The sequence below is a fragment of the Yaniella soli genome (assembly GCF_054782375.1).
In genome coordinates this window covers 14,916-29,005 of the sequence record NZ_BAAGSP010000021.1, presented here as the reverse complement: position 1 = coordinate 29,005, position 14,090 = coordinate 14,916, and the positions used below count along the sequence as shown (strand labels likewise).

The 14,090-nt window shown below is 54.6% G+C and carries 14 protein-coding genes; 13 read left to right on the top strand and 1 reads right to left on the bottom strand.

The annotated features are described in order from the left end of the window. Window positions 1-26: 26 nt before the first annotated feature. From ACYVJT_RS11130 to ACYVJT_RS11085, 10 genes are all read left to right on the top strand, one after another. Complete coding sequence (locus tag ACYVJT_RS11130; protein WP_343957822.1) at window positions 27-797, top strand: hypothetical protein; 771 nt, start codon at window positions 27-29, stop codon at window positions 795-797. Window positions 798-831: 34 nt separating this feature from the next. Beyond that, window positions 832-3,234: a hypothetical protein gene (locus ACYVJT_RS11125; RefSeq protein WP_343957820.1), complete on the top strand. Its 2,403-nt coding sequence runs from the start codon at window positions 832-834 to the stop codon at window positions 3,232-3,234. Between the two features lie 91 nt (window positions 3,235-3,325). Continuing rightward, window positions 3,326-4,027, top strand: a complete 702-nt coding sequence (locus ACYVJT_RS11120; RefSeq protein WP_343957818.1) for a class F sortase — start codon at window positions 3,326-3,328, stop codon at window positions 4,025-4,027. 40 nt (window positions 4,028-4,067) lie between these two features. Next, window positions 4,068-5,252, top strand: coding sequence for a hypothetical protein (locus ACYVJT_RS11115; protein WP_343957816.1), 1,185 nt, complete (start codon window positions 4,068-4,070; stop codon window positions 5,250-5,252). 88 nt (window positions 5,253-5,340) lie between these two features. Next, window positions 5,341-6,207, top strand: a complete 867-nt coding sequence (locus tag ACYVJT_RS11110; protein ID WP_343957814.1) for a hypothetical protein — start codon at window positions 5,341-5,343, stop codon at window positions 6,205-6,207. Window positions 6,208-6,230: 23 nt separating this feature from the next. Further along, window positions 6,231-7,016 (top strand): hypothetical protein, encoded by a 786-nt coding sequence (locus ACYVJT_RS11105; RefSeq protein WP_343957812.1) that lies wholly within the window; start codon window positions 6,231-6,233, stop codon window positions 7,014-7,016. A 68-nt stretch (window positions 7,017-7,084) separates the two neighbouring features. After that, window positions 7,085-7,339 carry a terminase gpP N-terminus-related DNA-binding protein gene (locus ACYVJT_RS11100; RefSeq protein WP_343957810.1) on the top strand — a complete coding sequence of 85 codons (255 nt, stop codon included), beginning with the start codon at window positions 7,085-7,087 and terminating at the stop codon, window positions 7,337-7,339. A gap of 31 nt (window positions 7,340-7,370) precedes the next feature. Beyond that, window positions 7,371-7,979, top strand: coding sequence for a M48 metallopeptidase family protein (locus tag ACYVJT_RS11095; protein ID WP_343957808.1), 609 nt, complete (start codon window positions 7,371-7,373; stop codon window positions 7,977-7,979). 58 nt (window positions 7,980-8,037) lie between these two features. Further along, window positions 8,038-9,162 carry a hypothetical protein gene (locus ACYVJT_RS11090; protein WP_343957806.1) on the top strand — a complete coding sequence of 375 codons (1,125 nt, stop codon included), beginning with the start codon at window positions 8,038-8,040 and terminating at the stop codon, window positions 9,160-9,162. 23 nt (window positions 9,163-9,185) lie between these two features. After that, window positions 9,186-10,181, top strand: coding sequence for a hypothetical protein (locus ACYVJT_RS11085; protein ID WP_343957804.1), 996 nt, complete (start codon window positions 9,186-9,188; stop codon window positions 10,179-10,181). A 70-nt stretch (window positions 10,182-10,251) separates the two neighbouring features. Here the strand turns inward: ACYVJT_RS11085 and ACYVJT_RS11080 are convergent, their stop codons facing one another. Continuing rightward, window positions 10,252-10,950 carry a hypothetical protein gene (locus tag ACYVJT_RS11080; RefSeq protein WP_343957802.1) on the bottom strand — a complete coding sequence of 233 codons (699 nt, stop codon included), beginning with the start codon at window positions 10,948-10,950 and terminating at the stop codon, window positions 10,252-10,254. Window positions 10,951-11,030: 80 nt separating this feature from the next. On the opposite strand from ACYVJT_RS11080, the gene ACYVJT_RS11075 reads away from it, so the two are divergent. The 3 genes from ACYVJT_RS11075 to ACYVJT_RS11065 all read left to right on the top strand — a co-directional run bounded on the left by ACYVJT_RS11075 (window position 11,031) and on the right by ACYVJT_RS11065 (window position 14,078). Continuing rightward, complete coding sequence (locus ACYVJT_RS11075) at window positions 11,031-12,056, top strand: YqaJ viral recombinase family nuclease (RefSeq protein ID WP_343957800.1); 1,026 nt, start codon at window positions 11,031-11,033, stop codon at window positions 12,054-12,056. Between the two features lie 39 nt (window positions 12,057-12,095). Continuing rightward, window positions 12,096-13,256: a hypothetical protein gene (locus tag ACYVJT_RS11070; RefSeq protein ID WP_343957798.1), complete on the top strand. Its 1,161-nt coding sequence runs from the start codon at window positions 12,096-12,098 to the stop codon at window positions 13,254-13,256. Window positions 13,257-13,388: 132 nt separating this feature from the next. Continuing rightward, complete coding sequence (locus ACYVJT_RS11065; protein WP_343957796.1) at window positions 13,389-14,078, top strand: 8-oxoguanine DNA glycosylase OGG fold protein; 690 nt, start codon at window positions 13,389-13,391, stop codon at window positions 14,076-14,078. Window positions 14,079-14,090: the final 12 nt, after the last annotated feature.

Below are 14,090 nucleotides of genomic sequence, written 5' to 3'. Positions count from 1 at the left end.
TTCACAACGTAAGAAAAGTGAGTTCTATGACGACAACAGCCCCAGCCAACTCAGCAGCTTTTGATCTGCTGAAAAACCAGGTGATGGTCAACGCTGACCGCACCATGGCCGGACGACTGGCTATCGCAAGTGTCCCATCTCCAGTCGGCTCCCAAGAGCCAACGTATGTTGACGCTTACCAAATCCAAGGTGACGAGGTTGTGCCAGTCCTGACACTGACTGGCTCTGGTGGCCTGGCCATGTCTTTGATGCACGACATCATGTCGGTCACGCCAAAAGACTTCGTGGTAGTCACCACAACTATCAAACGTCGCCCCGAAGATACGGACGGTCGCCGCGTCGTCATCGGCATGGGCATCGAAGCCCGTCCACTGGCAGGCGTTCGAGACTTCAAGAAGGTCCTAGCTGATGACGGTCGCAGCGAGACCATCGACTTTGACAAAGATGTCGCAGTGGCCGACTTCAACACGTTGGACGCTGACTTCCGAAACTGGATTCTCACGATGATCCAGCCAAAAGAAGAGCCACACCTTGATCGTCTTCGTCACAAACTCCTGAGCATCAACAGCCAGCACATCGGTATCTTCGCCTACGGACATGGACCACTGAAATCCTCACAGAAAATCCTGGGCAAGCGCGGATGGTTGGGCACTGATGCTGGCTCCAGCGCAAACATCAATGCTCAGAACCCTCCAGCAGCCATCGATCTGATGATTGCGCTGCTCAGCGTGCTCACTCCGACTCAAACGTATCAAGACATCGCGGCCACTCGCCGTGCACTCCAGTCTTCCAACTAGCAAATCAGCAAACCCTTAGCAGAAGGAAAACATAGTGAAAGAACTCTCCTGCTCACCGGTAAAACGCGGTGGCAAAAAACTGGCAGCTTTCGGGCTGACAGCAGCAGTAGTCGGCGGGGCACTTCTCGTCGTCCCCGGCGCACAGGCCTCCTCAAATACTCAGGATGTCTACTGGGGGCCGCAGTATGGCCAAACAACCCAGGTCTACAGTGCATACATTGATGACGGCGAAGATGAAGGCGACAGAACCTATGTCGGAGCCGTGGGAACTCATGGCTATACCGGAGGAAGCGAAGCACCCAATGGTTACACCTGGTGCATTCAGTGGTCCCAAGAAGCTAACGGACAGAACACCGAGCTGCCTCCACCAGCTGGCACCTCCAATATCACCGGTACCGAAGCTCAGGTTGCCAATATCATCGTTGCTAAGCACGCCGCCAATGGCTCCAATCACCCTGAAATTGCACTAGCCATGCACGAGCTATTTGACCACAATGAGGCAGATGGTCGTGACGGTAACGCCTGGGCTTACGAAAAGGCGAACAACAACGACGGCACGTTCAACACCATCTTGGATACCGCTACTAGCTGGATTACCGACGCCCAGCAGTACACCGGCGACTACACGATTCAGCCGGAGTTCGATTTCGGCGGCGAAAGTGTCACGCCTGGTTCGACTGGTAAGCTCACCAACCTCAACGTGATGGCTGACGGCACCTCGCTGGGCAGCGGCGTGAATACCGTGGGCAATGAAATCGAGCTCACTGTAGAACTGACCGGAACTCTTCAATTCTCCGACGGTTCCACCACCAAGACACTCGCCCCAGGTGATGAGCCAGAGGTCGAGGTCACTGGTGCCGGGATGATTGGTGCAACGGTTGAGACCAACGATTCGCTGCCAAACAATACGGTTACCAAAGTCGAGTTCGGTGAAGACAGCTACGGTGACGTGTTGCAAGACCGTGTCACCCACCAGGCCCCAGTCTCCATTGATGGTGCCATCCCCGACATGCAGGTCAAGCACATTCCATCGGTGACCACCGAGACTTCCGAGCAGCGCGCTGAGCCAGGCACGGAGCTCTTCGACAAGATCACCGTTGACGGCGTTCCAGATGATGAAGATGTCACTGTCACCTCCACCCTGTACTACGCCGGTGATGATCGCCCAGAGCGTCAAGAGTCCATCCCGGAAACCGCTGAGCCTGTCGGCTCGGTAGAAACCGTTGTCACCGGCTCCGGCACCTACGATACGCCGACCATCACCATCGAAGAGTCCGGCTACTACGTGTGGGTCGAGACCATCGAAGGCACCGAAACTATGGAGCCATGGACTTCCGACTACGGCATCACCGAGGAAACCTCGCTGGTCCCATGGTCACCAGAAGTCAAAACGATGACCTCTCAGCAGCGTGCAGAACCCGAAGCTGAAATCTATGACACGTTGATGATCTCGGGGAACAAAGAGGGCAAAGAACTCACCGTGGACTCAACCCTTTACGGTCCGTTTGATCACCGTGAAGAGCAGGGTACAGAGCTACCAGAAGACGCACCGGTTGTCGGCACCGTCTCCACAGTGATCGAAGGTAATGGCGAATTCCAGACCGAACCGCTCACTGTGGAAGACCGCGGTTACTACTTCTGGGTCGAGACCATCGAAGAAACTGATGAAACCGATCCATGGGGCGATGAAGAAGATGAAAGCCCAACATGGCAAGAAGACGAAACCACCGTCGTGCCATGGGAAATCATCTCATCGTCCGACATCTCCGACCGCTCATCTCATGAAGGTGGTACCGTGCATGACACAGTCTGGTTCGCTGGCCTTCCATGGGACCACGCAGTTGACCGCGGTGAAACGTTCCTGATGGCACCACCAGAAAACCAGCCACAGGCTGATGGTAGCTATATCCTGCCAATCACCGAAGACGGTGCGAACTTGGACGCATCGGACACTGGTGAAGCAGAGCTGACCATGTATGGACCATTCGAGACCATGCCAGAACGCTCCGAGGACATCCCAGAAGACGCTCCAGTGCATGATGTCGTCACAATTCCAGCGGTCAACGGTGAAATCCTCTCCGCTGATTTTAAGGAATTTGAAGAAGTCGGCTACTACACCATTGTGACCAGCTTCGACGGTTCGGATCGCGTGGAGCCATATGTTTCTGAATTCGGAATTCCATCCGAGTCCACCTACGTGCCTCACCCAGACGAGCCAGGTGAACCAGTCCCAGAGGACCCAGCTGAGCCAGTCATCCCAGAGGACCCACCGGTGGAGCCAACCACTCCAGATCAGGTTGAAAAAGTCAGCATTGATTCCGGTAACCCCGGTGACAACACCGCTTGGGCACTTGGAGCTGGTGCAGGCATCGCCTTGGTCGGTCTCGGTGGATACCTCGCCTACCGCCGTAAAAACGCTACCGGTCTTGAAAGCTAAGCGATAGCTCACCGATAGTGCAACCACGATTCGCGCCGGGTCATACAGCTGCTGATGGCCCGGCACGAATCACATCACTTCAAGGGTTCCATTGGAAAAGAAGCGATCAATCTTCCCCAGTATCTTCTTCGTGCTCATCATGCTGGCCGGAGCCGGACTGGTCTGGTGGGGGATCAGCAACAGTCAGCCAGAGCCAGCGCCGGAACCAGAGGTGTTCTTTGACGCCACTGACATAGACACCAACACCGGTCACACACCTGAAGAAGCTGTCTTAGCAGCTCAGCAGCAGTTAGCAGACGTTGACAGCGGTGTGGCAGTGCCAGACCTGGATTTAGTCTCACCCATGATCACCACCGGTCACACCAACGGATGGCTCGACCTCCCAGACCCGCCCCACTCTACTTTCTATGACCAGACCGCAGACATTGGATCGCCCGAGGGTGCCAGTGTCATCGCATCGCATGTGGATTATGGCCATGGTGAAAATGCCCCATTCTCAGCTCTGCACATGATCGACAAGGGCACCCCGGTGGTCGTGAAGTCTCAGGGTGAATTCGTGGTCTATCAAACCCAAGCCATTGACCTCTATGAGCGCCAGGGTCTGCCCTCAGAAATCTTCCGGCTCGATGGTGAAGCCACCGCGTTTTTCGTCACGTGCTCCGGGGAGGTTATCGGTGAGAACTCCGATCAGCCATTTTATGAAAACAACTTGGTCGTCGAGGCCGAAATGCTGGGTGTCGCAACGATCTCAGGCGACAGCGTCTCGATTGATCTACCGCCGGACACTGTCTGAATTGAACCGTCTGCCCGAACCGACATTTAACGAAGGAATTATGCAACGTATCACCAAAGCAGCCGCCACAGTAGCTGCCGGACTGCTCATCACAACTGGTGTGGCAATGCCAGCCCAGGCCGCGGACCCCATTGAAACAGCGACGAAGCAGTCGTTCACTGACTCCAACGGTAACTCGTCGTGGTATCACGTCTACGCAGACGACATCGACTGGTCGCAAGACGTTGGGGCACTGTACTACTTTGACGGCGACTACTTCTCCGAAGACCCACAATATTCCCAGATCATGAAGCCGCAGGGTGAAGTGTTGCAAAGCGTGGCCCAAAACGCCAACGATAAGAACCTGGTTCTGTTTGCAGCCAAGACCCCATCCCCAGCCTCCAGCGCCAACGGTTGGACCTGGTGGGAAAACGGCACTGCAAACGCTCAGTGGGTCGATGACTTCGCCACTGCCATGCAGTCCAAAGGCAACCTCGACACCGATCACACCTGGTTGGCTGGCTACTCGGGTGGTGCAGAGCTGATTAGCTTTGATCTGATGACCCAGGACCGCTCCGACTGGATGACTGATGGTGGCGCCATCCTGATCGCCGGTGGTGGCTCTGGCTCGTCCACCGTCCCATCAGCAGCCAATTCGCATATTCCGATGACCTGGTACGCCGGCTCCGATGACGGACCCGGTCAAACTAACCCTCCTGAATGGTCGGCCCTTGGTGCCGCCGAAGAAGGCTCAGCAACCTATCAGAGCGCCGGATACAACAGCGCAGTGCTCGAAGTCCTGCCAGGCGTCGGACACCACGGCTACGATCTGGCCGGTTTGATCAATCAGACCACCGAAGCTGCCGCAACGAAGACGGCTCCTCCGACTCAAACTCCTGAGCCAGAGCCAACTCCTGAGCCAACTCCGACAGAGCCAGAGCCAACTGACCCCCCAAAGGAAACACCTCCACCATCGGAAACCCCAGAGCCGACTCCAACCGAGACCCAGTCCAAGACACCTACTCCGACCGAAACCCCTACGGTTGACGAGGATGACGAGGACGAAGATGGTGTTGAAGAAGTCGCAATCGACTCCGGTAACCCAACAGACGGCGGACCATGGGGATGGGTCGCTGGAATTGGTGGCATCGCGTTGATCGGAGCTGGGATCGCCTACTTCTTCATGCGACGCAAGAAACTGGCAGCCATTGACGAAGACACCCTAGAAACCACCGCGGACGCCTAAGACCGGCAAGAAGGAAAGTGCCCCCGTACTGTTTGCTGATCGGCGCGGGGACGCTTTCCATTTTTATGACTATCGCACCAGGAGCATTTTGTCCTTTCACGAGCCAGCACATCTGATGGTTGCTGACACTTTGAACGCTTCACTGTTGTGGAAGGTCCGTGAACGTTTCGGCGACTACGCGGACCATTTACTCAACAGCTCACAGCAAGCAATCCACATACTGTCGGAATCCAGCAACCTACTCTTAGACGGATGGGTGCAAGACGCTGGGCGCTCCGTGGTCGCCTCGGCACAGGATGGAAACGTCATCGTGAAATCACCGCTGGTGGACGGTCTCAACACCGTCTGCGCTATCGCTGCGTACTCCGAGGCAGGGGTTGGACCACAGGTGCACAGTCTGTCGGTAGGTTCAGGTTCCAGCGGAGAGGCTATACACTGTGCGATTGCTATGCAACGCATTGACGGGCGGTATCTGCACACCTCAGAGAGTCCCATGCTGGAAGAAGTAGCGGAAATAGTTCAGCTTGCCGGCAACATGAGTTTCACCCACTTACCGGTGGCTCCACAGTTCATTTCTCTCACAGATCGACTGGAAGTAGAGATCATCGAGGCCGTTCGACGGGCCACACAGCTGGGGGACACCAGTGCTGTTGGAGAGATGTCGTTACTAGCTATCAAGATCAACCAGACTCAGCGACCAATGCGTATCTGCCACGGCGACCTTGATATGCGAAACGTCATGCATCTGGACGGCAAGATCATGATCATTGATCCCGAACCGGTGATTGCACCGGCAGAATTCGATGCAGCAAAGGTCGCTTACAGCACCGGCATTGACGTGAAAGAAATCGCTCAACACTTGGGTCTCGATGAACAACTGACCGCTGACCTGCACCGATTCTTCGAGGTCGCTGGCACCCTCTATAAACGAGTCAAAAGTCTGCATTTATCCTAAGCTTCGCCGGACACTGACAGTGCATGACTACTTTCGCATTGCCTCAGAATTTTCCGACACTTCCAAACACTGGACGCAAGCTCTTCACCTACGACGACCTCGCAGATGAGATCGAAGACAATTTCCTACCCGGCCAATATGTGCACCTTGAACAGTGGACTACAGCCGAAAACTCTCATGACATCGTGGAATACACGATGATTGAGGGCTACGTCTATGACGGCTACGACTGGGAATTTCTCGGCATTGGCCACATCGACCGCGACGGCGACAAGGTCAGCGAAAAGCGCCAATCCATCGCTCTGACCGGTCACGAGGGCACCATCACGCCGACTATCACTGCAACCGGCACGCTGGTCATCCCAGACCCCTCAGCGCCTAACGTCACCTACCAGGTCACCGCACGCAAACCCGTTTTTGGCGGCCCCGAAGTCACCGGGTGCCTGACCAATGATCTCGGCCAAGAATCCCCATACGATCTGACCGAGCTATATCAAGTGTGGATCGACGTTTATGATGACGATGTGCAGCGCCACCACACCATGGTCGAACGTACCGTGTACCGTCACGACATTCTCGACGGCGATGGCACCCTGCTGGGCTGTGTTGAGACCTCCGACGGCGGCCAGAGCTGGGGAGCGCGCAAGTGGTACAGCTTCGATCAACAGTACGACGAGATCGAGGGCTTTGAACCCACTGCATCCATCACCGAGAACGCCCAGTTGGTCTATTTAGAGGCCGGTGGTTCGGGCCGATGGACGAAACGCACCATGATCGAGGTGCCACTACCGTTTGAAATCGCTGCTTAGGAGATCATGTGGCGCGACGCAGATCGTGGGTTGAGTCCTGGAAAGAACAGGCTAACCCGAGGCAATTCATGATTGATGCACTATACGCGGTGGATGGTGTTTTTCAGCCCGGACCACCAGAAAGTGATGGCATCGAAGCGCTGCTGGGCCAGTCTGCCGTCATCGTCCAGATGCAATCAGCCATCGAGACGATGACGATCGAAGTTGCACGGAACATGTATGCTGCCGGGTGGTCCTTAAGAGCAATCGGCGAAGCATTGGAAACCAATCACGCCGGGGTCGCATCATGGCTTGAACAGACCGGAGACAGGCCGCGGGAATGACCCTGCACCTCGTGCCGGACACGGTGGATGTATGACGAACACAAAGACTCTCACACGGAAAAACATACAGACTCTCTCAGGTGGACGCACCGCATCAATCGTAGAGATTGACGGTGAAGAAATCCGTCTCGTTGCCTCCACGCGACGCGCAAAGACCATCTCAGCAACAATGCTCGACGACATGATTCAGCTGTCCGTGCCAGAATTTATCAGTGACGAACACATCATTCGTTCGGCACGTGGACTCATGTCTAAGATAAAAAACCGACAACACCACGGTGATAAAGCCCCAAGTGACCAAGACCTCATGGACCGCGCCCTGCATCTGGCAAAAGTCTGGCTTGGTGACCAGGTTGAGCCATCGTCGGTCGTCTGGTCGGACAACCAAACCACACGGTGGGGTTCATGCACTCCATCGACCAAAAGAATTCGTATCTCTACTATGCTTCGCGGGATGCCACAGTGGGTCATCGACGGCGTGCTGGTACACGAACTGGCGCACCTAAAATACCCCGGTCACGGCAAAGACTTCCAAGACTTCACACATCGCTACCCAAGGATGAAAGAGGCGGATGCATTCTTGGACGGAGTCAGCTTCGCCCAGCATCAGATTGGCAAGGAGTCCCCAACACACGGCTAGGACACGGTAAGGAATCCGGCACTGCTGAGCAATCAGTGGTGCCGGACACGGTTGAAGTATGACCAACAAGACAGCGTCCCAGCCCACTGGAAAGTATTCGATGATGACCGGTCAGCAAGCGGTAGATAGCTTGCCCCATAAGATGCCGCCTATCGCCGAGCAGATCGTAGCGAAAGCCGATTTGCCGACCGACGACTTCGCCGCAGCTTTTGACCACACGTTTACACCCATCAAACCTTCCATGGAGCGTTACGGTGGCAACCACCAGGCAGTGCTCACCTCGTTTAGAAGAAATCTTGATAATGCGCTTGATGGACTCGGAACATTCTTTCACCTGTCTTCGCAGCCTTTCATCGGCGATATGCAATCCGAAGGATGGGAAGTGGAGCTGACTGATGACGGCGCGGTAGAAGTAACACATGTCGAAGAATGCTTGTGCTGCCAGGACTCCTATTGCTCTGATGATCGGCACACCAACATCGGCGGCACGCTGCGATCAGACGACCCACAGGCCGTGAAGCTCTACACCACGGCACACGAGGCGCTACAGGCTATCGCCCTGGTCAACCAACTCCGGGAGATAGAGGAAGGCACACAGCCTGTTTGGTCATTCCTTCCAGCTACCTATTGGCAAGTCCAATTCGCTGAGAAGAGGCACTACGATTTGGCCCGAGACATCAAGAACATCAAGCGCCGCATCGCTCAACGCGAGGACATGGATCGTCTACACCGGATGGCCCGAGAGGGTCAGACGGATCAGCAGATTCACCAGTCCTACCTTGACCGTTTCGAGCAAAAGACCGGCGAGATCATGGTCCGTGGACTTCACAAGGAAATTCGCACCTACTGGACTGACAACTCCGATAAGTATTACCCGCTGATCTATCTGGATGACGAACGCGAGGACATGGAGCGCGACGCTGACAACCTTGTGAAGTCGGCACACCAGGCCCGTCTCGATATCGCATCATTGCAAAAGAACACGCCAGAGATTTTTGAACGCACCGATAACCAGGATCGACAGCATATTGCCGAACTAGAGCGAAACATCGACCACTATCAGCGGTCCAAGGGCTGGCCGTCGGGTAACCTCTCGCCGAGGTACAACGAACTTCAAGGCCAATGGCAGCACTTCGACACACAGTCCACACCCGGTGATTGGGTGAATGACAGCGATCTCTGAAGCTCACCGGACACTACCTGTGCATGACACACAATATGAGTTCAGATGCCAGAGGCCGTCTAGAAAATGCCCGTAAAACCGATGGAAAGTTCGGCCACCAACACCACTCCGAGGCCGGTGTGGAACTGCCCACCCCTCCAGAGGCTATCGAAGTTCAAGACGGCGACTCGCATGACATCACGCCGCCAAGTGATGCGTTTGACCGCGCGTGCATCGTGAACTCAGACGGTTATTTTGTCGAGGGCACCATTTATGAGAACTTTGATCACTGCTTGCCAGACGAAATTGAGAAGTTCCGCAAAATCTACTCTGATGACCAAATCACCGAATACCTCAATGACCGCTCCGATGTCATCATGGGTGTCGTCAACGAACGGTACAAAAATGTTCAGCTTGACCCAGGCCCAGACGATACGTTCGCCTTAGATTTCCATGCTGACCTAGACGGTCCCACCACTGAAGAGGATGCTGCCGAAAAACTGTGGGAAGAATCAGATGGTGTGAAGTTCGCCAATGAACTAGACCCCGGCACTTTTGGGTCAGAAGATGTTTCAGCGATCATCCGGGAGAAGCTGGCTGAGCATGATGCCACCAAGCTGCCGAATCCTGAAACTGTTGACGAACGAGCCAAACAGGGTTTTGTTGATGACTTCGTATCGTCTGCGGTGCAAGATGCTCAGATGACCGCCGATGAAGAGTATTTTATGGAAACCGGTGAAGATCAGCATGACGGCTTCGAGGTGGACGACGAGTCGATGGCCAAGCTCAAAGCAATGGCTAGCAAATTCTACGATGAAAATGCTGGCGACCTTGAAGCCTGGTCGGAAGGTATCGGTGGCCACGACGCCTACATGACCGCGGCAAGTCATGGGGTTGGTTACACTGACCGGGTGTCATCGGTGGATATTGAAAAAAGCGTCATGGCTAGACGCCTGAGCACATCGGCAAATGATGAAATCCCCAGCCTTGAAGATGGTGCCACCCGAGAAGGGAACAAACTCTACTTCGAGGGCCTGTAGAATACGAGAAATACCACCTGGCAGCAGGCCCCTACGAGTCTGCCGGGTGGTATTTTATTAGGGACACCACTCATACCAGTGGTTCATCAAGCAGCTGCACTGCTGGACGGCCATCTTCTCCAACATGCATTTGGATGGTGCCGATGAGTTTCACATGCCTCACCGTCTTACTGTTGACGAAAAGCGACATATCCCCAGGGGCTTCTTTGCCGTTAATATACCGGGTAATGTCGGCGCGTGATGGGTACTTCTCCAGCGCATACATGATTTCCTGATTGTGACCTTCAACCCATATGACTGGCTCCACAGCAGCGTTGCGGTTCAACTCCACCTTGTAGATGTAGTTCGGAAGGCGAGGTCGCCATTTGGTCATAGCACGATGCAATGCTGCGTTTTTGGAGCCGACATGCTGGATCAGGGACGCATCGATTTCGTCTTCACTATAAGTGCTGCTGTGCCACCATGTGTGGTCGAACATTGCCCGGGATTCGTGAATCAGTGGAACTGCCGATGCTCGGATTGCCACGTCTTCATCGATCTCAGACCGGTAATGCACCTCGCACCCAAAATGCATTGCCGACTTATAACCTGCCGTAACTGGCGTGATCTTTAGGAATCGATGGCACGTTTTGCACCATGCTCCCCATTCCTCAGCGTCATCAGAAATGTACCAGTGCTGGTAGTTTTTTCGCGGTTCCGGTCCTCCGGCGTTCCTGTCAAAGCGTATCTGGGAGAAGTCGCCCTGAACGGTTCTCGTTGAGTTCTTCATGTGACTCAGGATACCTAAGCGCCGACACTGCCACCCCAATTAGCGGGGTTGTGAACTGCCGTGCCGGACACGGTAATAATATGAGCGAAGTAAAGATTTTTTCAGACGAAGTCTCCGACGAGAAGCCCGACTACAGCTTCCCCGAAGCGACCCAGGTCCTGCCCTACGACGCCTCAGATGAGGATTGGAAGGCCCAGCGCGGCAAGGGGATCGGTGGATCGGATGCATCGGTCATCATGGGGGAGAACCGCTACAAAGAGCTGCTAGACCTCTACGAGGATAAGAAGGGGTTAGCCCCGGCCTTCGAGGGGAACTACCTGACCCGGCGCGGCCACTATATGGAGGATTTCTTGCGCTCAGAGTTCACCCGAGAAATGGGGATCAAGACCCAGCTGCAAGGCATGTTGCAAAACAATGACCGCCCATACATGCGCGTCAACGTGGACTCCCTGACATCCGATGGTGGTGTCTTTGAATCTAAAGTCCACTCGCACCACCTCAAAGATGACTGGTCCGAAGAGGAAGGCCGGGTGTCATCGGAATCGTACTGGCAGGTTCAGCACGCCATGGCAGTTACCGGTAGGTCTCATGCCTGGATTGTCGCAGATGTCGGCGGCCAACTGCATATTGTCTTCATCGAACGAAACGAAGACGATATCGAAGACCTTATCGCTGAAATAGACGACTTCTGGCACTACCACGTCCTAGAAAACGTCCCACCAAAACCAGAGCGCCTAGGTAAGATCAAGCAGGTCTACTCTCGGGCCAATGTGGGCAAGAAGGCCGTGGCAGACAAACAGGTAGTCCAAGACCTCGTGAAATACCGTGAAGCAAAGGCAGCAGAATCCAAGGCCAAAGAACTCAGCAAGCATCACGAGTCAAGAATCCGCAGATTCATGGAAAGTGCTGACATCCTGGTGGACGAAAACGGTGTCATCATCGCCACCAATAAGCAAAACGGCACGTTCGCCGAGACGCGCTTCCGCGAGGACCATCCAAAGCTGTTTGAAAAATACCACAAGCAGAAAAAGTCGGTTGACACACAACGGTTGAAGAAAACCAACGAGAAACTGTACACACGGTACCGGGCGCGGGTGTTGCGATAGGCTCACCGGAATGTGCTGGGCACCGGACACTAACAGTGCATGACGAAACCTTTGACTTCAGCTCAGTCCGCGCAACAGCACAACCGCACCAGTGATGGTAAATACACCACCAAATCCCACTCCGAGTCAGACGTCTCCCTTGGCATCGCCGATGACTCGAACGAGCAACGTCGCCGTCTGGAAATCTTCACCGATGGTCACGACGACCAGTGGCACCAGGACTTCATGAACAACGACATTCCGACGTTGCGCGAAGTTGCCCACTACGGATGGCAGACTAACGACCCCTACGACCTAGTGGCCCTCAACGACCGGTTCGATGCCGTCGATCTTCATGCGTTTTATGACACCGATATGGACGGTTACGATGCGGTGCATGACGATGCTGGACTGACACCAGAACTGTGGATGTCAGACAAGGATGGTCAAAGCTGGGCGAAAGTATCCGATCAAGACCTTCTGGTCGGTTACGAAGAGGAATATGAGGGTGACAGTGCGTATTCTGCCTATGCCAAACCCGAAAGCTTCTTCGACGACGATCAAGATGGCCGGTATCAGCCCGAGCTGAATAAGTATGACTACTTTGGCGGCGATTACGACTTCGTACACGTCATCCCGCCGGCAAGTGTTGACAGTTTGGTAACCGAATATGACGACCCGAACTCCCCACTGAACTGTGTCCACCCTCCCGGCGAAACTGAGGTCGGGATGCTGCCGGGGCTTGGACCTGGAGAGTTTGAGGATGGCGAGATCGCAGTGGCCAATGCCATGCACGCCAAGGGTGTCAGCACGTTTGTGGAATATGGCGCTGACAATCCATTTGAGGACACCGACGGGCCGAACTTCGACCCGCACGCCAACACCTCCATCGTGCACTTCTACCGCACAGATGATGCAGGCAACGAGCGACACTTCGCCACTGGTCACACCAAAGGCCGTTTAGCTGATTCCAATATCTACGGTGCCCAGGTGATGGCCCGGAACTTGTCAGATATCAACTGGGTCGAAAACTCCTATGAACGGTACGATCTGGATGAATGGACAGAAGAGCTCGGATACGAATTCGAAGTTGCCGACATGTCCGACCCGGACTATCGCCGAGCAGCATACGAGCACAAAACGATCACGCAACAGCGCCAGCAGCTGATCGACTTCTTTGGTGACGAAGACTTGGTCAACCAATTGGCTGAGGAAAACTAGCCGAGTTTCGCTATCGGGGTGTCGGGGGAGCAATGTCCTGGCATCCTTTTTTTTTGCTTTTCGTAGCTTTACTACTGGTGTCCCCAGTGTTGGCTAAGCTCTGAACAACAGCATCGCCACACAAGGAGCGTCATGTCACAGCCCATCCCGCCACCGCCAGCAGAGCTCGTTGAGCTGATGGAGCAACCCTTTGCGCCACAGCGTGCGTTCCGATTCAACCGTGACAAATGGCTGGAGAAAATGCAGAACATCGACGGTGCTGCTGAGGCGATCAATTCGTTGCCCGACTATGTTGACCGCGCCATCATTCGTCAGGCTGTTCGCGACCTGGAAGATGACAACATTGTGGGCGCGTTCATTACTGTGATGATCTGGGGCCACGGTCTTGTCAATTATGGTCCGCATCGCACGCTACGGGTGCTCACCGACGACTTCACGACTAGCGGCACTCTGTCAGACGATGTCGCAACCAAGATACGGCAGTCGTGCACTGTTTCCCGAGAACAGGGCAACGAAGCTGGATTTTACTATTTGAATAACGAGGGCAAGATGCGGAAGTTAGGTGCATCGTTTTTCACTAAATGGCTGTACTACGTCACCGCAACGGGTCCACAGGGTGAAGATGGTGCGGCGCCTGTTTTGGATGAGAAGGTTATTGACTGGTTCAAAGATGAGGTGGGGGAGAAGCTGAAATATGGCAGAACCAAGCCCTATAAGCGCTATGTCCAAATCGTCACCACGTGGGGGAGTCCATATGATCTCACGGCTGTGGATGTTGAAGAACGCATCTTTCGACTGATCCGGGACGATGGTGCGGAATAAAAACACATCCCG

Excerpts from the sequence above, each read along its gene's own strand:
- ACYVJT_RS11130 (WP_343957822.1), top strand. The coding sequence starts at position 27 with ATGACGACAACAGCCCCAGCCAACTCAGCAGCTTTTGATCTGCTGAAA.
- ACYVJT_RS11115 (WP_343957816.1), top strand. The coding sequence starts at position 4,068 with ATGCAACGTATCACCAAAGCAGCCGCCACAGTAGCTGCCGGACTGCTC.
- ACYVJT_RS11105 (WP_343957812.1), top strand. The coding sequence starts at position 6,231 with ATGACTACTTTCGCATTGCCTCAGAATTTTCCGACACTTCCAAACACT.
- ACYVJT_RS11100 (WP_343957810.1), top strand. The coding sequence starts at position 7,085 with ATGATTGATGCACTATACGCGGTGGATGGTGTTTTTCAGCCCGGACCA.
- ACYVJT_RS11095 (WP_343957808.1), top strand. The coding sequence starts at position 7,371 with ATGACGAACACAAAGACTCTCACACGGAAAAACATACAGACTCTCTCA.
- ACYVJT_RS11090 (WP_343957806.1), top strand. The coding sequence starts at position 8,038 with ATGACCAACAAGACAGCGTCCCAGCCCACTGGAAAGTATTCGATGATG.
- ACYVJT_RS11085 (WP_343957804.1), top strand. The coding sequence starts at position 9,186 with ATGACACACAATATGAGTTCAGATGCCAGAGGCCGTCTAGAAAATGCC.
- ACYVJT_RS11080 (WP_343957802.1), bottom strand. The coding sequence starts at position 10,950 with ATGAAGAACTCAACGAGAACCGTTCAGGGCGACTTCTCCCAGATACGC.
- ACYVJT_RS11075 (WP_343957800.1), top strand. The coding sequence starts at position 11,031 with ATGAGCGAAGTAAAGATTTTTTCAGACGAAGTCTCCGACGAGAAGCCC.
- ACYVJT_RS11070 (WP_343957798.1), top strand. The coding sequence starts at position 12,096 with ATGACGAAACCTTTGACTTCAGCTCAGTCCGCGCAACAGCACAACCGC.
- ACYVJT_RS11065 (WP_343957796.1), top strand. The coding sequence starts at position 13,389 with ATGTCACAGCCCATCCCGCCACCGCCAGCAGAGCTCGTTGAGCTGATG.